Genomic DNA, 21,923 nt, shown 5'->3' on the forward strand with positions numbered 1-21,923 from the left:
CCTCCGGCTCGGTAAGCTTCCTGAACACTATGCATGGACGTCCTGCCTTGACGATGATTTGCAAACAGGCTGTGACACTGTGCTAGGTATACCCGCTCTGTCCTGTCGCATGGAGGAAAGGTGGGTAATGAAATCAGGCTGGCCGATCGCTCGTTGACATTGCGCCTCCGTCGCGATGCGTTTTTGCGAGACACCGACAAGCGGCGCGCCGCCGATTCCGCGAAAGCGTTCCTGTCCGACGCGTTCAAGTGGACGCGTGACGATAGGTTGATGCAGCAGCTTTGTAACCTTCTCGGAATTGCTGATGCATCGTCGTCCGATGTCGTGTTCAAGGTCAAGCGCGCAATCGAGACGGGCGATATCGTGGCGATACCCGACCCGCCGCGTTATACGGGCGCGGGCAGCGGCGGAAACGGAAACCCGAAGCCGCGTTCGGTCACATTCACGCCGTCCCAGCTTTTCAAGGGCACAGCTCGAATCGCGCGTGCGGGCTCATATGTCTCACGTACACTGCCGCGCCTTCTCGCCGAAGATGGGCCCGCTATCTGGGCGGCCAATCCCGGCGATGTTCTACCGGATGGCAGCATTGCGACACCGCTTGCTGGGTTCACCGACACGGCCACAATCGATCTCGCTGATGCGCAGCCATTCGTGTACGTCCCAGACGAAGTGAGCGGGAACATTGATGATTTGGCAGCGCGGGGCGTTGGCATGACGGGCAACGAGCCAGGGGGCTATCTCGTCAATCCGAATGGATTGGACGTGGACTACTTCGATTCGGAAGGCAACCTTTGTGCGCAGTTCCACGCCAGCCACGGCGAGCCGCATGGCCATAACTTCTTCAATGGGAAGCGGGACAATACACACCCTCCGATGTCACCAATCAACTGTGAGTGAGTAGAACGCGATGAACAGCCCGGAAAAGACTTGGGGGTGGGACCTGGCAACCAACGGCGAGACCTTGGCAATGGTCCTTGGCGGCTATTCATCCTTTCACGATTCGGCGGTGCGCTCTTTCTGTATGCGAAGGACGCGCGAGAGTCGCGAAGGCGTGGACGGTCACCAGCTACCCGGTATGCAAACGCGCGATGTAGTGGATGTGTGCCTCGAAGTACTCCACAACCGATATGGACCGCCGCCTGTTGACGGTCGCCCCGATCGCATCGTCGTGATTGATTGCCTGGACGTTCGCACGTCAGAGATTGACGTGAATGCGATGCTCGAAGAGGCGACGATCATGGAAATGTCGCTGGCGCTGGTTCCAGGCGGCTTGCTCAAGCTGGATTTGTTGCCGAATGTCGGCCTCGACGTTCGGCTTACGTGCGCTGAAGTCGTCATTAGCGACATGCTCCCATACGTGCGGCCCGCGTGACAGCGAGCGATAGCCCGCCATCTCACCGCCCACCATTGGGCGTCGCTCTTTAGGCGTGCCCGCTGTCGACGTTCTCCGCTCGGTGAAATTCGCTCAAGTATGCCGTACAAGGCCGACCGTTGGGTCGCCATGCAGGCGCGGGACGCCTATCATCAAGGTTGCCGTCCGGCGGCGGTCCGTTGCGCGCCTCTGAAGATGCCTGCCACACACGCCGCTCGCGATGGAAAAGCACAGACGTTCACGCACCGATCTATCCGCAGGGTCGATTTCGGGCCGGGAGGTTCCATGCCACCGCTACGCGCAATCAATCTGCTGCAATCGAAGGAAGGCTCGCGTCTACACGGTCCGGACCTCGACGGGTGGCGCCGCTGGGGACCGTATCTGAGCGAGCGTCAATGGGGTACGGTCCGCGAAGACTACAGCGAATACGGCACCGCGTGGGACTACTTTCCGCACGATCACGCGCGCAGCCGCATGTACCGCTGGGGCGAGGATGGCATCGCGGGATTCGGCAACGACCCGCTCGACTGGTGCATCTCGCTCGCGCTGTGGAACGGGCACGATCCCATCATCAAGGAACGCCTGTTCGGATTGACGAACGCGCAAGGCAATCACGGCGAAGACGTGAAGGAGCTTTACTTCTATCTCGACGGCACGCCGACGCATTCGTACATGAAGATGCTGTACAAGTATCCTCACGACGCGTACCCGTACCAGGATCTGATCGACGAAAACGCGCGGCGCGGCGCCGATCAGCCCGAATACGAAATCCTCGATACGGGCGTGTTCGACGATAACCGCTACTTCGACGTATTCGTCGAGTACGCGAAGCACACGCCCGACGATATCGTGATGCGCGTGACCGTCGAGAATCGCGCATCGCGGCACGCGACGCTTCATGTGCTGCCGCAGTTCTGGGCTCGGAACAGATGGGCGTGGTCCAGCAAATCCGGCAAGCCGTCGCTCGCGCTGCAACCGGATAAGGACGCAGGCGCGCGCGTCGTCGCGCACAACCCATCGATCGGCACGATGATCGTCACGGCTTCGGCGCAGCAGCCCGTCGAATGGCTCTTCTGCGAGAACGAAACGAATGTGCGGCGCATCTTCGGCATCGATGGCGCGGGACCGTACAAGGACGGCTTCAACGACTATCTCGTCGCGGGCGACGAACAGGCCATCCGACGCGACAAGGGCACGCGCGCCGCGGCACACGTGTATCTGCAATTCGAGCCTTTCGAGCGCTCGGTGCTGTACCTGCGCTGGCGTCCCGAAGCGGTGCGCGACACCGTGCCGCTCGACATGGACGCCCTCTTCGCGCGCCGGCAAGCAGAGGCCGACGAGTTCTATGCGGCGCTTCAGCACGACATCGACGACGCCGATGCGCGGCTCGTGCAGCGTCAGGCATTGGCGGGCATGTTGTGGACCAAGCAGTACTATCAGTTCGACGTGACGCGCTGGCACGACGGCGACCCCGGCCAGCCGACGCCGCCGAAACCGCGCAGGCATGGCCGCAATGCGGACTGGCGGCACATGTGCAATGGCGACATCGTGTCGATGCCCGACAAGTGGGAGTATCCGTGGTACGCATCGTGGGATCTCGCGTTTCATGCCGCCGCGTTCGCGATGATCGACCCCGACTTCGCGAAGAAACAATTGCTGCTGCTCGTGAAAGAGCGCTACATGCATCCGAACGGCCAGTTGCCCGCGTACGAGTGGGCGTTCGGCGATGCGAATCCGCCCGTCCATGCGTGGGCGACGTGGCGCGTGTATGAACTCGACCGCGAGTTGACGGGCGTCGGCGATCACGCGTTTCTCGAAGTGATGTTCCACAAGTTGCTGTTGAATTTCTCGTGGTGGGTCAACCGCAAGGACGCCGACGACCGCAACATCTTTCAGGGCGGTTTTCTCGGGCTCGACAACATCGGCATCTTCGACCGCTCTTCGCCGCTGCCGACGGGCGGCCGCATCGATCAGGCCGACGGCACCGCATGGATGGCCTCGTATGCGCTCGACCTGATGCAGATCGGACTCGAACTCGCGATGACGAACGATGCATACGTCGAGATCGCGGTGAAGTTTTTCGAGCACTTTCTGTATATCTCGGAAGCCGTCAGTTGCGACGAAGGATGCAACACGGGGCTATGGGACAACGAGGACGAATTCTTCTACGACGTGCTGCACCTCACGGACGGAACCCGCGTGCCGATGCGCATCCGTTCGATCGTCGGGTTGATTCCCCTCTTTGCCGTTCACGTGCTCGAGGAACGCGTGTACGGTCATTTGCCCGGACTGCGCGAACGGCTCGCATGGTTTCTCGATCACCGGCCGAATCTCGCGAAGCTCGTGTCGCGCTGGACGGAGCCCGGCAAGGGCAACACGACGCTGCTGTCGCTGTTGCGCGGACATCGAATGAAGGCGCTGCTGCGCCGCGCACTCGACGAAGCCGAGTTTCTCTCCGATCACGGCGTGCGGGCGCTGTCCCGCTTTCATCTCGACGAGCCGTATCTGTTCGATCGCGACGGTGTGAGCGTCTGCATCCAGTATCAGCCAGGCGAATCGGATTCGCGTGTATTCGGCGGCAATTCGAACTGGCGCGGCCCTGTCTGGATGCCCGTCAACTATCTGTTGATCGAATCGCTGTACGAGTTTCATCGCTACTACGGCGACGAGTTTCGAATCGAATATCCGACGGGCTCGGGCCGCCACCTTTCGCTGAGCGAGATCGCCGACGATCTCGCGCGGCGCATCGCCACGCTCTTCATGAAGGATGCACAAGGCGTGCGGCCCGTGATGGCGGCCTATCCGATGCTGCAAGCCGACCCGCATTCGCGCGATCTCATCCTGTTCCATGAATACTTTCACGGCGACAACGGACGCGGCGTCGGCGCTTCGCATCAGACCGGCTGGAGCGGACTCGTCGCGCTGCTGCTGCAACCGCGCCTCATGAAGCTCTCGCACGTGGCACCCGATGAAGAACCTGTGGCCGCCAGCGTCGTCGAAGATATAGCGGCCGCGATCGCGCGTTAGCGTTTCGACTGCCCGTTTCGACTGCCGCACGCCGATTCGAAGAATGCACGAACATGTGTTGGACCTCATCATTCAAGGAGTGACCGATGGCTACCGAATCTCCCGCAGGCGAACTCGGCGTCGCCGCGCCCGCGTTCTCGCTGCCCGCAACGGACGGCAAGACCCGCACGCTCGACGACGTGCGCGGTCCGAAGGGACTCGTCGTGGTTTTCATGTGCAACCATTGTCCGTACGTGAAGGCCGTCTTGCCACGCATCGTGAGCGAAGCGCGCGAACTGGCGGCACTGGGTATCGGCATGGTCGGTATCAACTCGAACGACGGCATCGCCTATCCGGAAGATTCGTTCGAGCGCATGGCCGAACTCGCGTCCCGGTTGCAGTTGCCTTTCCCGTATCTGTACGACGAGACGCAGCAGATCGCGCGCGCCTACGACGCCGTCTGCACGCCGGAGTTCTATGGCTTCGACGCCAATCTGGTATTGCGCTATCGCGGCAGGCTCGATGCTTCGCGCAAGGAGCCCGTTGCGGGCGCGCGCCGCGAACTGTTCGAAGCAATGCAGCAGATCGCGCAGACAGGCGTCGGCCCCGACACGCAGAATCCGGCGTTCGGATGCTCGATCAAGTGGAAGATCAAGTAGCGCGATTGCATTAGCGGCGCGCATGGAAGGCAAGATGGCTCTCACGGTCAGCGGCATCGAGAGCATACGCAGTACAACGTGCTTATCCATGCCCGCCGTGATGACTTCGTTGCCTGGACGTGCTCCTGTCTGTATCGTGAAACCATGAATGGCCGCCGACACGCATGAGGAGCACGTATGACATCGCAGACAGACGCACCCTTGAGCACCGATGTACTGATCGTCGGCGCGGGACCTGTGGGCCTCTTCGCTGCATTCGAGGCCGGCGTGATCGGCCTCTCGTGCCGGATCGTGGACACCATCGAACGCATAGGCGGACAGTGCATCGAACTGTATCCCGACAAGCCGATCTACGACATCCCGGCCATACCGATCTGCACTGCACGCGACCTCGTCGATCGGCTCATCGAGCAATGCCGCCCGTTCGATCCGCCAATGCATCTCGGCCAATGCATCGAGTCGGTCGAGCGCCTCGATAACGGGCACTGGCGGGCCCGCACGGACAAAGGACTGACCTTCGACGCAGCCGCTATTCTGATTGCAGCCGGCAATGGCTCATTCGTGCCGCAGCGCCTGACGCTCGACGAAGCGGTGCCGCTCGAAGAGCGTCACGTGCACTACAGCGTTCGCAAGCAGAACGATTTTGCGGGCAAGAAAGTGGTCGTTGCAGGCGGAGGCGACTCGGCGCTCGACTGGGCGCTCGCGCTGCGTTCCGTCGCGAAGCGCGTGACGCTCGTGCACCGTCGCAATGGCTTCAGCGCGACGGATTCGAGCGTGACCAAAATGCGCCAGTCGGTCGAGGCGGGCGAAATGGACTTCATAGTCGGATCGATTGCGGCGTTGAAGGCGCCCGACGGGACGCTCGAATCGATCGAGATTCGCCAGGTCGGCAACTCGATGCAACTCGAAGCGGATCAATTGCTCGTGCTATACGGTCTCGTCGCCGATCTCGGCCCGATTGCGAAGTGGGGGATCGACATACAGGCGGGGCGCATCGTCGTCGATACGTCGAACTATGAAAGCTCGTGCCCCGGCATCTTCGCGGCGGGCGATATCGCTGGCTATCCGAACAAACAGAAGCTGATCCTCTCCGGATTCCACGAGGCGTCGCTCGCGCTTCGCAAGGCGTACAACTACGCGTTTCCGGACAAGAAGCGCGTGCACGTTCATTCGAGCTACGACGCCAAGCTCGCCGAGCGTGTGCAGGCAAGCCACGTGTAGACGCGGCTACGTACGTTACGGCTACGTACGTTACGCCTGCCGATAATAAAGATTCTGCGGATGCCGCGCTTCCGCGAAGAAGAACCAGCGCTCGGCCACGAGCCCCGCGTACTGGATCACCGACGCCGCACACAGCAGCACGAACGAAAGCCCGATCGAACGCACGCTTCCGCCCGACACGATCAGGCAGAACGGCACGACGAACGCAGCGATCAGAAACGTCCACTTGATGCGCTTCAACGTCTGCGGCGTCTTGCCATGAAAGAACTCGCGCAGATTGAACGCGCCCGCCGTGAAGCCCCGCGATTTCTGCTCGACGCGCGCGCCGCGAATGCCCGTCGCGCTTTGCACCGTCGATTTCGGCCTGAGCCGCGCATTTCGCATCAACGATGCGACGCGCGACGCGCAACCCGCAACCGTCAACCCGCATGCGCCCACCGCGAGCGGCCCGATCAGCGCAGGCGCGAACCACGCGGCACACGCCGTCGCGAGCGTAAAGCCCGATGCACAACCTAACAGCACGAAATTGACGAGCGTCAGCGGCGTCGCCCATTCCTGCAGGAAGCGCAGGCACGCGTAGATCATCGCCGTGCAGATGAACAGCAACCCGCTCGCGGCAACCGCAACGAAGCCGATCTCAAGCGTATAAGGCGATGCGAACGCATGCGCGACGCCATAAGCGAACGTGCACGCAAGGAACGCGGGCAGGCACAGACATTCTCTCGACAGCCACGACGTGCGCCACATTGCGATCGCGCGCCATGCGCGCTCGGGATGGCCCAGATGAAAGAACGACGCAAGCAGCCCCAGCGCGCCAAGCACGCATGACAGCAGAGCACCGACGACATAGAACAGTTGCGGCACCGCTGCCACATCGGCGAAGCCGAGCCGCGACGCCGCCTCGACGCCCACGAGCGCGATCAGCAGCCCCTGTCCCGCGCCGCTCAGCGTCGTGAGGAACACCACTGAAAATGCCGGATTCATTCCGTTCTCCCGTTTTCGATCTGTTCACTCACACGCGCGTCGCAATCGACGCGAGATGAAGCTCGCCGCGTTCCGCCTGCGTTTCGACGGACGCAGCTTCGTCGCCATCGGACGTCTTGCACGAACACGCGCCGCTGCCGCACGACGTCACTTTCTGACGCGGCAGATAGTGATTTGACGGCCGCGTGCCCCATTCGGGCATCAGCTGATAGCCGCCGCGCTCGCGAATCGCCTTTGATACGACCGACTCGGGATCATGAATGTCGCCGAAGAGCCGCGCCGATGTCGGGCACGCGAGCACGCATGCAGGCTTGCGGTCGCGCTCGGGCAGTGCTTCGTTGTAGATGCGGTCCGCGCACAGCGTGCACTTCGTCATCTCCTTGCGCTCTTCGTCGATTTCGCGCGCGCCGTACGGACAGGCCCACGAGCAGTACTTGCAGCCGATGCAGCGGTCGTAATCGACCAGCACGAGGCCGTCTTCCTTGCGCTTGTAGCTCGCCCCCGTCGGACAGACGGGCACGCACGGCGGGTCCTCGCAGTGCAGGCACGACTTCGGGAAATGAATGGTGTCGGCGAGCGGAAACTCACCCGCTTCGAACGTCTGCACGCGGTTGAAGAACGTGCCCGACGGATCGGCGTCGTACGGACGATGATCGGCCAGGCTGCCCGCCTCGCCCGACGTGTTCCACTCCTTGCAGCTCGTCACGCATGCGTGGCAGCCCACGCAGACGTTCAGATCGATCACGAGCGCCATCTGTGTCATCGATGCTCTCCGTTTCAGTTGCACTCAGTTACGCTCGGCAGCCTTACGCAGACGCGCGGCGAACTCGCCACGTCCCGCGAAATACGTCTGCACGATGCGATGAATCATGCCGCCCGCTGCCCCGCCGACGACACCCGGCAGCGCAGGCATCGGCGCGAACTGCGGCAGCGTATGATCGGCGTCCGCTTCGGCCGGATAGATGCGCACGCGCACGTCGTACCACGCGGCCTGGCCCGTGATGGGATCGGAGTTCGATGTGCGCGGGTGATTCGCGCTGTTGACGGGAATCTCATCCGCGATCAGGTGATTCAGCAGAAAGCCGCGCTGCGATTCGTTCGCGTCGGGCCCGAGATTCCACGCGCCCGCCGACTTGCCGATCGCATTCCATGTCCACACGGTGCCCGGCTCGACGGCTTCGCTATAGCGCGCAAGGCAGCGCACCTTGCCCCATTGCGATTCGACGTAGATCCAGCCGCCGTCTTCGATGCCTTGTGTCACTGCCGTGCGCGGATTCATGTACAGATAGTTCTCGCCATGTATCTGACGCAGCCACGCGTTCTGCGAGTCCCACGAGTGATACATCGCCATCGGCCGCTGCGTGACGGCCGCGAGCGGATACTCCGCGTGATCGGTCGTATCGTGTTCGAGCGGTGGATACCAGAACGGCAGCGGATCGAAATACTGCTCGATGCGCGCGCGCAGATGATCCGGCGGCTGGCGTCCCTTCGTCTTGCCCTGCGCGGCGAGCCGGAACTTCTGCATCACGTCCGAGTAGAGCGCGATCACAATGGGCTCGTTGAACTTGCGAAAGCCCTTCTCGACCGCGAACTCCAGATACGGCCCGTTGCAGTTGCGCATGTACTGCATCGATTCGGGCAGCGTGTAGTGATAGACGCAATTGTGCTTCGCGTACTCTTCCCACTGCCGCGGATTCGGTTCGCCGACGAGCGCCTTGTCACCATCCTTGCCGCGCCAGCCGATCAGGAAGCCCACGCCCGAGCCCGGCGCCGTCTGGTGATTGACGATGAAGTCCGGGTAGTCGCGATACTTGCGCTCGCCTTCCGGCGTCGTGAATGCGGGGAACTTCAGGCGGCTCGCCAGTTCGACGAGCACTTCCTGGAACGGCTTGCATTCGCCCGTCGGCGGCACGACGGGCACGCGCACGGAATCGACGGGGCCGTCGAATTCGGAGATCGGCCGGTCGAGCATCGACATCGCGTCGTAGCGTTCGAGGTATGTCGTATCGGGCAGGATCAGATCGGCGAATGCGGTCATCTCCGACTGGAACGCGTCGCACACGATGATGAACGGAATCTTGTACTCGCCGTTATCGTGCCTGTCCGCGAGCATCTTGCGGACTTCGACGGTATTCATCGACGAGTTCCATGCCATGTTGGCCATGAAGATCAACAACGTGTCGATCGGATACGGATCGCCGCGCCACGCGTTCGTGATCACGCTGTGCATCAGGCCATGCACGGCGAGCGGATATTCCCACGAGAACGCCTTGTCGATACGCACGGGTTCGCCGCTGTCGTCGATGAACAGGTCGTTGGGCGCGGCGGGCCAGCCGAGCGGACCGTTTGCGAGCGGCGTATTGGGCTTCACGTCGTCGGGGCTGTTCGGCGGTTTCGCCGACGGCGGCACGGCGCGCGGATACGGCGACTTGTGCCGGAAGCCGCCCGGCCGGTCGATCGTGCCGAGCAGCGACATCAGCACGGCCAATGCACGGATCGACTGAAAGCCGTTCGAGTGCGCGGCGAGCCCGCGCATCGCATGAAAGGCGATCGGCGCGCCCGTCACGGTCTCGTGCGTTTCGCCCCACGCGTCCGTCCATTGGATCGGCAGCGTGATCTTGTGATCGCGCGCGACATCGGCCATTTCGCGTGCAAGACGGCGAATCGTATCGGCGGGAATGCCCGTGATCTGCGACGCCCATTCCGGCGTGCAGTCCGCCACCTGCTCGCGCAGCAGTTCGAACGACGGCGCGACGGGCGTGCCGTCCGCAAGCGTATAGCGTCCTTCGAGCGCGGGCCGCGCGCCCGGCGTGTGATGCAGCACGGCGCGCTGGCTCGCGGGGTCCCACCACATATGATTCTGCGGAAAGAGAGGATTGCTCACGTCGGCCGCTTCGTCGGCCACGAAAAGGCCATACGTGTCGCTATCGGGGCGCATGTCCAGCAGTTCACCCGCATTCGTATAGCGCTCGACGAACTCGCGATCGTATGCATTGCTTTCGATCAGCTCGCGCATCAGCGCCATGAAGAGCGCACCATCAGTGCCGGGGCGGATCGGCACCCATTCGTCGGCAATCGCCGCATAGCCGGTGCGAATCGGATTGATCGCGATGAAGCGGCCGCCCGCGCGCTTGAACTTCGAGATCGCGATCTTCAGCGGATTCGAGTGATGGTCCTCGGCCGTGCCGATCATGAAGAACAGCTTCGCGCGATCGAGGTCGGGGCCGCCGAACTCCCAGAACGAGCCGCCCATCGTATAGATCATGCCCGCGGCCATGTTCGCCGAGCAGAAGCCGCCGTGCGCCGCATAGTTCGGCGTGCCGAACTGCTTCGCGAACAGGCCCGTCAGCGCCTGCATCTGATCGCGTCCGGTGAAGAGCGCGAATTTTTTGGGGTCCGTCGCGCGCAGATGGGCGAGACGCTTTTCGAGCATGTCGAATGCCACGTCCCACGAGACGGGCTCGAACTGCGCGCTGCCGCGCGGCGCGTCCTGTTTGCGCAGCAGCGGTTGCGTGAGGCGCGCGGGCGAGTACTGCTTCATGATGCCCGACGAGCCCTTCGCGCAAATCACGCCCTGGTTGAGCGGATGCTCCGGGTTGCCGTCGATATAGCGCACCTCGCCATCGCGCAGATGCACGCGGATGCCGCATCGGCACGCGCACATGTAGCAGGTCGTCGTCTTGACTTCGAGCTTTTCGTTCTGGGTGCGAGCTTTGTGCTCCATCGATGCCTCCCTGTGATTGCCCGGTGGCAACGGCGCGAACACGAAGACGAACGCGCAATGACAGCCGCTGTACCCGTTGCCGGATTCACTACCCTGTCAATGCTAAGAGCGCCTGGTGCAAAATAAAAATCGCGATTTCGAATTCAAACCATCGTGGCAGCCGATAGTCGTGCGCGTGCAGGCGCTGGGAGCGCTGGTCATCTCCCGCTTGATCTGGCCGTTGCCGACGATACTCGAACAACCCGACCGCGCCTCTTTCGAGGTTGTACATCGCGCCGTAGGCCTTGAGGACGCTGCTCGTTTCCAGTTATGCAAACAGGGAGCTATTGCGGTCAATATCGGCGATTGAGAGAAAGGAAGCCAAGAAAAAGCCCGCGACGGATATCGCGGGCTTCGCTTCACATTCAACTGCCGCTGCTGCTTATTTGACGGGAAACTCCTTGTGCCCGCCAAAGCCGAATCGCATCGCGGACAGCATGCGTTCGGGGAACGATTCGGCGTCGCGCGAACGGAAGCGCGTATAGAGCGCCGCCGACAACACCTGCGCGGGCACCGCTTCCTCGATCGCGGCCTCGATGGTCCAGCGCCCTTCTCCGCTGTCCGCGACTTCCGTCGAGAATTTGTCCAGCTCGCCGTCCTGCGCGAGCGCGCCCGCCGTGAGATCGAGCAGCCACGACGACACCACGCTGCCGCGCCGCCACACTTCGGCGACATCGGCGAGATCGAGCGTGTAGCGCTCGCTGTCCGGAAGCTCGGGCAGATCCTTGTGCTTCAGGATGTGAAACCCTTCGGCGTACGCCTGCATCAGCCCGTACTCGATGCCGTTGTGCACCATCTTCACGAAGTGTCCGGAGCCGACGGGGCCCGTGTGCATATAGCCGTTCTCGACGCGCGGATCGCGTCCGTCGCGATGGGGCGTGACGGGAATCTCGCCGCGCCCCGGCGCGAGCACCGAGAGGATCGGATCGATGCGCCGCACGATCGCGTCGTCGCCGCCGATCATCATGCAATAGCCGCGCTCCAGTCCCCAGACGCCGCCCGACGTGCCCACATCCACGTAATGCACCCCCGTCTCGCGAAGCCGCGCGGCGCGGCGGATATCGTCCTTGTAGAAGCTGTTGCCGCCGTCGATCACGACATCGTCGGCCGTGAGGACGCGCTGCAATTCTGTGAGCGTGTCCTCGGTGATCTTGCCCGCTGGCAGCATCAGCCACACGACACGCGGCGCATCGAGCTTCGCGACGAGATCGCCCAGATCGCTTGCGCCTGTTGCGCCCTCCTTCGAGAGTGCTTCCGTCGCTTGCGGATTGTGATCGTAGACGACGCACTGATGACCGCCGCGCATCAGCCGCCTGCCGATGTTGCCGCCCATGCGGCCCAGTCCCACGATGCCGATCTGCATGATGTGTCACTCCTTGACGTTGCCGGACTTGCAGCGCGCGATCTGCTTCTTCGCTTCGTCCACGACACGCTCGGGCGTGAAGCCGAACTTCGTCTTCAGCGCCTTGAGGGGTGCCGACGCGCCGAACGTATGCATCACGATCTGCGAGCCGAGCCGGCCGACGTAGCGATCCCAGCCGATCGTCGCGGCCTGCTCGACGGCCACGCGCGGGTGCACGTCGGGCGGCAGCACCGAGTCCTTGTACGCGTGGTCCTGCTGCTCGAACACGTCCCATGACGGCATCGACACGACGCGCGCGTTGATGCCCTCGGCCTTCAGCGCCTCGTATGCATCCACGCACAGCGACACTTCGCTGCCCGTCGCGAGCAGAAGCACGTCGGGCTTCTTGCCAGCGGGCACGTCGGCGAGCACATAGGCGCCACGGCGCACACCTTCAGCGGACGCGTACTTCTTGCGGTCGAAGGTGGGCAGCGGCTGGCGCGTGACGACGATGCACGCGGGCACGTGCGGATGCGAGAGCGCGACGCGCCAGGCCTCGGCGACTTCGTTCGCGTCGGCGGGACGCAGCGTCGTCAAGCCGGGAATGCCGCGCAACGACGCAAGCTGTTCGATCGGCTGGTGCGTGGGGCCGTCTTCGCCGACGCCGATCGAATCGTGCGTGAACACATAGATCACGGGCACTTCCATGATCGCCGAGAGGCGGATCGGCGGCTTCATGTAATCGCTGAAGATCAGGAACGTCGACGCGTAAGGCCTCAAGCCCGACAGCGCGAGACCGTTCGCCACGGCACCCATGCCGTGCTCGCGGATGCCGAAGTGCAAATTGCGCCCGCCGTAATTGTCATGCTCGAAGCTGCCCGCGCCTTCGAACTTCAGGTTCGTCTTGGTCGACGGCGCGAGGTCCGCCGCGCCGCCGATCATCCACGGTACGCGCTGCGCGATCGCGTTGAGCACCTTGCCCGACGACTCGCGCGTGGCGATGCCCTTCGCGTCCGCATCGAACTTGGGGATGTCCTCGTCCCAGTCTTCCGGCAACCCGGACGCCTGCATCTGGTCGAACTCCTTCGCAAGCTGCGGATACTTTCTCGCGTACTCGTCGAAGCGCTGGTTCCACACGTCGTGCGCCGCCTTGCCGCGCACGCCCAGGCCTTGCGCGAAGTGTTCGCGCACGCCATTGGGCACGAGAAATTGCGCATCCTCGGGCCAGCCGTACGCGCGCTTCGCCAGTTTGATTTCCTCTTCGCCGAGCGGCTCGCCGTGTGCCGACGCCGTGTCCTGCTTGTTCGGCGCGCCCCAGCCGATGATGCTCTTCACGACGATCAGCGTCGGCTTGTCGGTCACGGCCTTTGCTTCGTTGATCGCGGCTTCGAGCGCGTTCGCATCGTTGGCGTCGTCGACGTGCAGCGTGTGCCAGCGATAGCCGCGAAAACGCGACTCGACGTCGTCGCTGTACGCGAGATCGGTGTGGCCTTCGATCGTCACGCGGTTGCTGTCGTATATCCAGATCAGGTTCGAGAGTTGCAGATGCCCCGCCAGCGAAGCGGCTTCATGCGAGACGCCTTCCATCATGTCGCCGTCGCCGCACAGCGCGTAGACACGGTAATCGAAGAGCGACGCGTCCGGCTTGTTGAAGTGCGCCTCGTGCCAGCGCGCGGCCATCGCCATGCCGACGCTGTTGCCGAGCCCCTGGCCGAGCGGGCCCGTGGTCGTCTCGACGCCCGTCGTCATCCGGTACTCCGGGTGGCCCGGCGTCACGCTGTCGAGCTGGCGGAACTGCCTGATGTCGTCGAGCGAGACGGCGGGCTTGTCCAGCGGCTTGCCGTCTTCATCGATGGCTTTCACGCCCGCAAGATGCAGCAGCGAATACAGCAGCATCGACGCATGCCCCACCGACAGCACGAAGCGGTCGCGGTTCGGCCACAACGGCGCATCGGGGTCGTAGCGCAGATGGTTCTGCCAGAGATGGAATGCGACGGGTGCCAGCGCCATCGGCGTGCCGGGGTGGCCGGAGTTGGCCTTCTGCACGGCGTCCATCGATAGCGTGCGGATCGTGTCGATCGCAAGTTGGTCGAGATCGGACGGGGACTTCGGTGTGACTTGTGACATGAGCGACGACTCCTTTGCAGAGTGTGCTGTGGCACGACAGGTGCCGCAGCGGGCAACCAGGTCAATTGAGCAAGTGTAGTGCCTCCGGCGCGGCGCTGCAGATGAGCGGCGCTGTCGACGGAGCTTGATGGCGGGAGGCGCGGCGCGAAGCGTTTCGATCCGCTTTCGCCGCCGATGCGCGGGCCGGGGAAGGGCCTCGGACCGATGCCCACGAGACGTTGCAACCAGCTTACGCCGGGTGCCGTTGCAACTATCCGACGTGCTTGAAGACGCGCGATTTCCAGGTGCAATCGCGCATCCTTAGCATGAATCGGGCCGCAGCTTTGGTGGCTTTAATGGCTTCAGTGGCGTCACATTTGCCGGAACAGGTGCGCGTATTGTTTGCTCACCGCCACTGCGCGAGCGTAGCCGCGCAGCTTCAGTGACATTTTTCCCAATGTGCCGACGGTGGCGCTTTCCACCTGATCGACGTTCACGACCGTGCTTCGATGCACCTGCCAGAAACGCGCCGGGTCGAGCTGCGCGCACAGTTCCTTGAGGCTCGTGCGAATCAGCAGTTCGCCCGTGCGCGTCGTGACGACGACGTATTTGTCGGCGGCTTCGAAGTACAACACTTCCTCCACCGGCACGATCCTGATGTCGCTCCCGCTCGATGCGCGCAGATAGCGCAGCGGCGCGCTTTGCGCGCTTCGCGCGACGTCCTGCGAGCGGCTGTCGAGCTGGACGCTGCGCGTGATCTGCTCCAGTTGGCCGAGCACGCGTTGCAGATCCGCGTGCACGTCGCTGGCGGGCGCCGCGTCCATTGGCGCGCGCAGACGCTCGACCGTGCGCGCGAGACGCGACGCATCGACGGGTTTCAGCAGATAGTCGATGGCGGCGGCATCGAACGCGTCCAACGCGTACTGGTCGTATGCCGTCACGAACACGATCTGCGGAGGCGACGCGAGGTCCGCACATGCACGCGCGACGTCGAGGCCCGTCGCGCCCGGCATCGAAATGTCGAGAAACGCGATGTCCGGTTGCAATGCGCCGATACGCTCGATTGCATCGCGGCCGTTATCGACGGTCGCGACGATCTGCAACGCGGGCCATGCCGCCGCCAGTTCCCGTTGCAGCGCAGCGGCAATGGGCGGCTCGTCTTCGGCGATTAGCGCGGTGGGCGCGCTACACATCTCCGGCGCATGGCGCATGTCTGCGTTCGATACGGCTGTGCGTGGCTGGCGCGTCTTCATCGATTCAACCCCTCTCGCGTCGTTCGGCATCGTCAAGCGGAAGCAGCACTCTCGCAACGATGCCGTGCGGCACGTTTTCGATGAGCGTCAGCGAAGCGCGTTCGCCATACAGCGCCGCAAGCCGGTCGCGCACGTTCGCAAGTCCGATGCCCGTGCCCTGCGTAGCAGGAGTCGCGCCGAAGCCCGGCCCCGTATCGGTCACGGCGAGTTCGACGTGCGGTTCGACGCGCCTCGCCCGCACTTCGACCCGGCCGCCCTCGACCGCAACCTGAATGCCATGCTTCAACGCGTTTTCGACGAGCGGTTGCAGGAGCATCGGCGGCACGGAGAGGGTCGAGCAATCGTCGGGCAGATCGAGCGAATACGCAAGCCGCGGACCGAGGCGCATCGCGTGCACGGCAAGCATCGACTCGAGTACCGCAAACTGATCGGAAAGCGTCTCGCTTTCGGTGCGCGATGCTTCCAGCGTTGCCCGCAAGAACCGGTTGAGGCTGCCGAGCAGCTCGCGTGCGCGCGGCGGATTGGACACGATCAGACTGTCGAGCGTCGCGAGCGTGTTGAAGAGGAAATGCGGCTCGATCTGCGCCTGCAACGCCTGCAAGCGGGCGCGCAGCGCAGTCTTTTCAGCGGCCTCCTGAAGCCACGCGGTCCGCGCGACCTGCTCGCTCAGTCCCGCGATGCGGGCACGCGACCAGCCATACCAGGTGACGAGCAGCGTCGCGACGAGCGCGATCCAGCCCGTCGTCGCGATGTCTTTGGTCGCAAATGCCTTGCCGATGTCGTGCCCCAGCAGCGCGCTCGCGATCACCCGGCCGATTGCGGCGCCCGCCACGATGGAGACCACCATCGCCACCGCGAGCTTCGGCGCGGTGAGCGCGTTCCTGCGTTGGAGACGAAAGCGCGCGACATGGAGCAGCAGCATGATCGACAGACCGATCGACTCGCTGAAGACGAGGTTTTCCGCCAGGCCTTTCCCCATGCCGACGACGGTCAGGCCGGCCGCGATCATCGCATTGCCGATTACGACGATCACGGATTCGCGCGCATATTCGGCCAGCAGCTGTTTCGCGGGTGCAGGCGCGTCGGCACACGCAGCGGGGAATTTGACGTTACTGCCTGGAATCATGCGAACCATCCCGTCACGATGATATTCAGCAGACGATGCGGCGTCGCCACCGCGGCGAGTCCCGCCGCGACGAGACCGATGAACGACCCGCGCATCGCGAGTCGATGGCCGCGAACGTTGCCTTGCCGTATCGCCCAGATCGCGCGCCCGACACTGACGAACGTCAGCAGCGACAGCCCGTGCACCCACGAAAAATGTCCGGGGTTCAGTTCGCGGATGTCGAACGAACTGAGCGCGGCCGCGAACATCGCCGTCGCCCACAGGCGGCCGAGCCACTTGTGGCGTGCAGTCCCCTTTTCGGCGAAAAGCACGGTTGTTCCGAGTATGACAGAAAGGATTGCAGTGGCGACATGCACGGCAATGATGGCAGGCATTCTGGCTCTCCCCGGCAGGATCAGCGAACTCGATGACGGCAGTCTGCGCGGCGCACGGAGGGCTTTCGACAGGCATGCGACGAACCGTGCGGATTGCGTCGCGAATGGCGGTGTGGACGGCGCGAGGGATCAGCGTTGGGTCGTGAAGTGGGTCGCTGCACCCGCTGTTCGCGGATGCAGCGATCGAGCGCTGGTTAGTCAGCTATCGGAAGCGCTTGTGACTTGATCGACAGACTCTTCGCTGCTCACAGAGGCGGCGTCGGATTCGATGCTGGCGCGAAAGGACGCCTCGCTTCTGGCGTGACGTTCGAGCAAGGCAAGCAGTTCCGGGCGCAGTCCATCACCACGTTGAGCCGCGAGAGCATGAAGCGCGAGAAATGGCAGCATGGTTCAACTCCTGTCAGGAAGGCATGCCAAATTTCCCGCAGCGGACGGACAGACACACTCCGCTTCTTGCTGTCTCATCGAAGCAGCTAACGCGCCGCGGCGACGCACTGCGTGGCCTCTATTGCGGCGCTATCGGTCCGCACCGACGACGCCCGGCCACGCGCGTTCAAACGGTCTTGATGAGCCCCAGTTGCGTGAGCGCCGTCACGCCGTCATCGAGGCCGACTTCTTCGACGATCCTGCCGTCCTTCAGACGCAGCACCGTGGTGCCCGTGAAGTGCATCTTGCGGCCCGATGCCTGCGGCAACGTTCCCGCGAGAAAGTCGCTGAATGCGGGGCCTGTATGCGTGCCGCCCCCTTCCCAACGACCGACGACGAAGTCGCCCTCAGCGATGAGATCCGCGGCGCCCCAGAAATTGAGGTCCGGGAACGCGTTGCGGAAACCGGTCATGAAGGCCTTGATGTCTTCGCGGCCACGACGCGGCTCGTGCAGCGAATACTTGAGCAGCATGTCCGGCGCGGCGATCTCGTCGACGACGCTCAGATCGCACTCTTCGCCCCAGAAGCGGGTGAACCAGCGGCCTACGATCGCCTTGTTGTCATCTTCCTTCGACATGTTCGACTCCTTGCTGTGCTTGATTACGGAGAAGCAGGATTGCTTCACCTGGATACGAACATATCGAGCGCCCTAACCCGCTGCCATCCGATTCTTGCTGCAACATTCGGTTGCGTTCTTTTGCGGTTCTTGTTCGAATGCGGGTCCGATGGTGCTTCAGAAAACGAAGCGTTGACGTCGCAGCGAGATGGTTTGGGCCCAAAGTAAAAAGCCAAAGGACGTATGTGTCCTTTGGCCTGACAGTGGTTCGATGATCCGCGTGAGATGACCGGTCATGCGCGCAGCCCGCCCGGATCGCGATCGATCCGGGCCGTGCCATGCACGGCAATCGCGCTCAGCGCATGCCGCCGCTTGCTATCAGATGTTCGCCCGTCAACCAGCGTGCGTCGTCGGAGGCAAGGAACACGGCGATCGATGCGATGTCGTCCGGCTGGCCCGCACGGCCAAGTGGAGTCTGGCTGAGCGCCATCGCTTCGAAATCCGAGCCGACGATGCCGGCGTCGTGTGTCCCTTCCGTGACGACGAAGCCCGGATTGATCGCATTGACGCGAATCTTCCTCGGACCCAACTCGCGCGCGAGCACGCCCGTGATCGCGTCGACGGCGCCTTTCGTGCCGCTATACACAGCCGTTTCGGGAGGCGTGATGCTGCTGGCCACCGAACTCACGTTGATGATGCTCGCGCCTTCGCCGAGATGCTTCACCGCTGCCTGCGTCGTGAGCAGCACGCCGAGCACGTTCGTATTGAACTGCTTGTGGAAATGCTCTTCCGTGATCTCTTCGATCGGCGCGAACTCGTAAATGCCTGAATTGTTGACGACGATATCGAGTCGCCCATACGTTTCGATGGCGGCATCGACGATGCCTTGCGCGTCCGCTGCTTTCGACACATCGCCGCGAACCGCGATCGCCTTGCCGTTTGCGGCGGTGATGCCGGCGACGACGGCATCGGCGGCCGCCTTGCTGCTTGCGTAATTCACGACCACGGAAGCGCCCTCTGCCGCCAGCGCTTTCGCGATACCCGCTCCGATACCCTTCGATGCGCCCGTGACCACCGCGACCTTACCTGCGAGCCTGCTCATATCGTCCTCCTTCAAGTTGTGCGATACCTGGCGACAGGACAGACGGTTTCCATAACCGTCCGCCCCGGCGATGGAGCAAATCTAAACACCCCATCTCCCGCGATAAAGCGGCTCGAGACGAATTGACTGGCAGGAATCGCCGAACAATCGGCACAGCGTTGATCAAACCGGCAACGCTGATCGGTAGCACAATCGGCCTGTATTGCGTTTGCCATCGTGGAGAGCGCCATGATCGACCCGGTTGCTTCGAACTCGATGCCGGGCCGTGCGCTTCAGCGTACGCTGCGGCTCGCCGATACGCCCGTTCCGCTCGCGCCCCAGGTGGAACAGGCGCCATGAGTCGAACACGCGCAGGCTTACGAATCTTCAGTGATCAGTCGCGCGCGATCACATCCGTCGCGAGAGCTTTCACGCTTCGGCTTCAGTTTCTTCCTCGCTGCCGCGAACGAGCAGCACGGGACACTGCGAGAACCGCACGAAGCGTTCGGCGACGCTGCCCAGCACGATCCGCTTGACGCCTCTGCGGCCGTGCGTTCCGAGCACGACGACATCGGCGCCGATACGCTCGGCGCAATGTTGCAGCGTCTGTGCGACGTCGTCGCTCAGGCGTTCCGTCTCGACGAGTTCGACAGCGCATTCGACATCCGACTGCTTGCACGCCGTCCTGGCACCTTCGAGCGCAGTGGCGCCGTCCTTGCGCAACGCCTCCGTCAACGAGACGGGATCGTAATAGCCGGCGTAACTGAAGAGCGGCGTCGTATCGACGACATAGACGGCATGCACGGTGCCATGCGTCAGCGCAGCCATTTTCACCGCCTCCTGCATCGCCTGTTTCGATGTGTGGCTGCCGTCTACGGCAACCAGAATCTTCTTGTACATCGTGCACCTCCTTGATGTGCTCGTGGACGTTGAAAACGTGACTGCCTGTTGATCAAACTGAAGCGACGTGACGCACCGCTCCGACCACTCATTCGGCGCGTTCAAATGCGCGACCTACATCATCCATTCGGCCTCGTGCAGTTTCGCCAGCTTGTGCCTGATCTTGAGCCCGAATCCTTGCCGCTTCGTGCCATCGACGCGCCGCTGCAAATCGCGAGCCGTGATCGCGCACGTGGCCAGTGGTGATTTGCCCGCTGCCTTCGCCATCTGCTCCAGCGCGGACTCACTGCCACTCCCGCCCTGCGAGCAGAACAGCGCGAGATGCCGGATCGTCGCGCCATGTTGCTTCAGCCACGCGAGCGCGGGCGCGCAAGCATGGCTCGCCCACACGGGAGAGCCGACGGCGACGGCATCGTAGACGGACAGATCGTGTATGGGCGGCATCACCTCGACTTGCCGGCGGCACAGCACATCGATCAGCGAACGCACGTAGCCGCGCGCCCCCGCACGCGCCGCATGCGCGCCCGGCTCGCGTATCGCTTCGATGTCGGCGCCGAGCTCGAATGCAAGCAACTCCGCGATGCGCCGCGTCGTGCCGCTGCGCGAGTAATACACCACGAGGGTCCTGCATTGCGCGGACATGGCGGGTTCTCCATTCAGGCGCCCTCGACGGCGCCATCTGCATTCAGCTTAGGCGCCTTGCCCGATGCCTTCGTGATCCAGATCAATCGCGTACGCGCAATGCGCTCACGGCCCGCCAACCCGCCCGCTTCAGGCCGGCGACGGCGAATGCTCGGAGGAATCGTGGCGCACGATCAGCACAGGTATGTCCGTCGCCCGGACCAGCGATTCCGCCACGCTGCCGAGCAGAAAACGCTGCACGCCGCGCCGCCCGTGCGTGCCCATCACGATGAGATCGGCTTCGTATTCGTCAGCGACCCGCGCGAGCACGGCGGACACGTTTTCCGCATACGCATCGATGGCCCGCACGCTCCCGCGCACGCCCGCTTCCGCGAACATCTGCTCCGCTACGCCGAGCGCAGCGGTAGCCGCGTCGTTCGCGAGTCCGGCGGGTCCAGGCTCGGCATTGAGCGGATTCGCTTCAGCGGGCCATTTGCCGCGATCCAGCACGCACAGCGCCTCGATCGTGCCGCCCGACAGTTGCGCGAGCTTGACGGCTTCGCCGAGCGCGCGTTGTGCGCTCGGACTGCCGTCGATCGCAACCAGTATCCGTTGATACATGATGAACTCCCCGAAACGCGCACGCCTTGCCCGACATGAGCAATGTCGCCCACGTGCGACGACAGTGTCCCTTCGGCGACGGAACTCCCGATTGATACAGGCCAACGCCATCCAGACCAGCATACGCTTATCGCGACGGCATGGACTCGCGGGCTGGAGGCGCGAGCGCGTCATCCGGCCTGGAGGGCCTGTCGAACCTCCTCTACGCATGTCGTCGTGATGGACGTGCGCCTCGCCGGGGGAAGCAGCCTCGCGCTCATCGAAGCGCTCGCCCGCGCTCCGTCCTTCCTTACGCGCCTGGCGCCGCGCAATGCGGCGCACCTGCCGTATTTCCCGCTCACGTCCGCCTCGCTTTCGACATCCGATTATCTGAAGCGCTATGTGTGCTAAAGCGCATCTTGCGCGGGCGAATGCTGGCAACTTCAATCGCATCATGCTGACGTCTGGATGAAGCCAGGCCCCATGCGACGCCTGGTGGAAGCCCTGATAGTGCAACTACGAGGGCGCAGCAT

At 63.3% G+C, this 21,923-nt stretch carries 21 protein-coding genes; 7 read left to right on the forward strand and 14 right to left on the reverse strand.

The features are described from left to right. The first annotated feature begins 120 nt into the window (after nt 1-120). From BN2476_RS27920 to BN2476_RS27940, 5 genes are all read left to right on the forward strand, one after another. The gene (locus tag BN2476_RS27920; protein ID WP_143811059.1) at nt 121-897 is read left to right on the forward strand and encodes a hypothetical protein; all 777 of its coding nucleotides are present in this window, start codon (nt 121-123) and stop codon (nt 895-897) included. A gap of 10 nt (nt 898-907) precedes the next feature. Continuing rightward, a complete protein-coding gene (locus BN2476_RS27925; protein ID WP_087737457.1) occupies nt 908-1,372 on the forward strand; it encodes a DUF3638 domain-containing protein in 465 nt (154 codons plus the stop codon). Between the two features lie 285 nt (nt 1,373-1,657). Next, nucleotides 1,658-4,399 carry an MGH1-like glycoside hydrolase domain-containing protein gene (locus BN2476_RS27930; RefSeq protein ID WP_087737458.1) on the forward strand — a complete coding sequence of 914 codons (2,742 nt, stop codon included), beginning with the start codon at nt 1,658-1,660 and terminating at the stop codon, nt 4,397-4,399. Between the two features lie 86 nt (nt 4,400-4,485). Further along, entirely contained in the window at nt 4,486-5,037 is a 552-nt protein-coding gene (locus BN2476_RS27935) for a thioredoxin family protein (RefSeq protein ID WP_087737459.1), read from the forward strand. A 177-nt stretch (nt 5,038-5,214) separates the two neighbouring features. Next, on the forward strand, nt 5,215-6,258 hold the full coding sequence (locus BN2476_RS27940; RefSeq protein WP_087737460.1) for an NAD(P)/FAD-dependent oxidoreductase: 1,044 nt from the start codon (nt 5,215-5,217) through the stop codon (nt 6,256-6,258). A gap of 30 nt (nt 6,259-6,288) precedes the next feature. Here the strand turns inward: BN2476_RS27940 and BN2476_RS27945 are convergent, their stop codons facing one another. Genes BN2476_RS27945 through BN2476_RS27955 form a run of 3 tightly spaced genes read right to left on the reverse strand, consistent with a single transcriptional unit; the run spans nt 6,289 to nt 10,966 of the window. Beyond that, nucleotides 6,289-7,242 (reverse strand): dimethyl sulfoxide reductase anchor subunit family protein, encoded by a 954-nt coding sequence (locus tag BN2476_RS27945; protein ID WP_087737461.1) that lies wholly within the window; start codon nt 7,240-7,242, stop codon nt 6,289-6,291. 28 nt (nt 7,243-7,270) lie between these two features. Continuing rightward, on the reverse strand, nt 7,271-8,005 hold the full coding sequence (locus BN2476_RS27950) for a 4Fe-4S dicluster domain-containing protein (protein WP_087737462.1): 735 nt from the start codon (nt 8,003-8,005) through the stop codon (nt 7,271-7,273). 24 nt (nt 8,006-8,029) lie between these two features. After that, entirely contained in the window at nt 8,030-10,966 is a 2,937-nt protein-coding gene (locus BN2476_RS27955) for a molybdopterin oxidoreductase family protein (RefSeq protein WP_087737463.1), read from the reverse strand. 115 nt (nt 10,967-11,081) lie between these two features. On the opposite strand from BN2476_RS27955, the gene BN2476_RS27960 reads away from it, so the two are divergent. Next, nucleotides 11,082-11,315, forward strand: coding sequence for a hypothetical protein (locus BN2476_RS27960; RefSeq protein WP_087737464.1), 234 nt, complete (start codon nt 11,082-11,084; stop codon nt 11,313-11,315). 72 nt (nt 11,316-11,387) lie between these two features. Here BN2476_RS27960 and gnd read toward each other — a convergent pair whose 3' ends face one another. The 11 genes from gnd to BN2476_RS28015 form a co-directional block, all read right to left on the reverse strand. Next, complete coding sequence (gnd, locus tag BN2476_RS27965; RefSeq protein ID WP_087737465.1) at nt 11,388-12,368, reverse strand: phosphogluconate dehydrogenase (NAD(+)-dependent, decarboxylating); 981 nt, start codon at nt 12,366-12,368, stop codon at nt 11,388-11,390. Between the two features lie 6 nt (nt 12,369-12,374). Then, complete coding sequence (gene tkt, locus BN2476_RS27970) at nt 12,375-14,474, reverse strand: transketolase (protein WP_087737466.1); 2,100 nt, start codon at nt 14,472-14,474, stop codon at nt 12,375-12,377. Between the two features lie 350 nt (nt 14,475-14,824). Then, complete coding sequence (locus tag BN2476_RS27975; RefSeq protein WP_087737532.1) at nt 14,825-15,646, reverse strand: LytR/AlgR family response regulator transcription factor; 822 nt, start codon at nt 15,644-15,646, stop codon at nt 14,825-14,827. A gap of 64 nt (nt 15,647-15,710) precedes the next feature. Next, nucleotides 15,711-16,832 carry a sensor histidine kinase gene (locus tag BN2476_RS27980; RefSeq protein ID WP_160111763.1) on the reverse strand — a complete coding sequence of 374 codons (1,122 nt, stop codon included), beginning with the start codon at nt 16,830-16,832 and terminating at the stop codon, nt 15,711-15,713. Next, nucleotides 16,829-17,206, reverse strand: coding sequence for a DUF2306 domain-containing protein (locus tag BN2476_RS27985; protein WP_087737468.1), 378 nt, complete (start codon nt 17,204-17,206; stop codon nt 16,829-16,831). The genes BN2476_RS27980 and BN2476_RS27985 overlap by 4 nt, the downstream gene beginning before the upstream one ends. A gap of 198 nt (nt 17,207-17,404) precedes the next feature. Beyond that, nucleotides 17,405-17,593 carry a hypothetical protein gene (locus tag BN2476_RS27990; protein ID WP_087737469.1) on the reverse strand — a complete coding sequence of 63 codons (189 nt, stop codon included), beginning with the start codon at nt 17,591-17,593 and terminating at the stop codon, nt 17,405-17,407. A gap of 166 nt (nt 17,594-17,759) precedes the next feature. After that, on the reverse strand, nt 17,760-18,209 hold the full coding sequence (locus BN2476_RS27995) for an ester cyclase (protein WP_087737470.1): 450 nt from the start codon (nt 18,207-18,209) through the stop codon (nt 17,760-17,762). Nucleotides 18,210-18,543: 334 nt separating this feature from the next. Continuing rightward, the gene (locus tag BN2476_RS28000) at nt 18,544-19,290 is read right to left on the reverse strand and encodes a glucose 1-dehydrogenase (RefSeq protein ID WP_087737471.1); all 747 of its coding nucleotides are present in this window, start codon (nt 19,288-19,290) and stop codon (nt 18,544-18,546) included. A gap of 408 nt (nt 19,291-19,698) precedes the next feature. Next, nucleotides 19,699-20,169, reverse strand: a complete 471-nt coding sequence (locus tag BN2476_RS28005; protein ID WP_087737472.1) for a universal stress protein — start codon at nt 20,167-20,169, stop codon at nt 19,699-19,701. A gap of 114 nt (nt 20,170-20,283) precedes the next feature. Then, nucleotides 20,284-20,811: a flavodoxin family protein gene (locus BN2476_RS28010; RefSeq protein WP_087737473.1), complete on the reverse strand. Its 528-nt coding sequence runs from the start codon at nt 20,809-20,811 to the stop codon at nt 20,284-20,286. A gap of 129 nt (nt 20,812-20,940) precedes the next feature. Then, nucleotides 20,941-21,411 carry a universal stress protein gene (locus BN2476_RS28015; protein ID WP_087737474.1) on the reverse strand — a complete coding sequence of 157 codons (471 nt, stop codon included), beginning with the start codon at nt 21,409-21,411 and terminating at the stop codon, nt 20,941-20,943. A gap of 219 nt (nt 21,412-21,630) precedes the next feature. Here BN2476_RS28015 and BN2476_RS46615 point away from each other — a divergent pair, with 219 nt between their 5' ends. Then, on the forward strand, nt 21,631-21,801 hold the full coding sequence (locus BN2476_RS46615; protein WP_160111764.1) for a hypothetical protein: 171 nt from the start codon (nt 21,631-21,633) through the stop codon (nt 21,799-21,801). Nucleotides 21,802-21,923 lie beyond the last annotated feature (122 nt).

Origin of the sequence: Paraburkholderia piptadeniae (assembly GCF_900007165.1) — a bacterium.
GTDB classification, from domain to species: domain Bacteria; phylum Pseudomonadota; class Gammaproteobacteria; order Burkholderiales; family Burkholderiaceae; genus Paraburkholderia; species Paraburkholderia piptadeniae.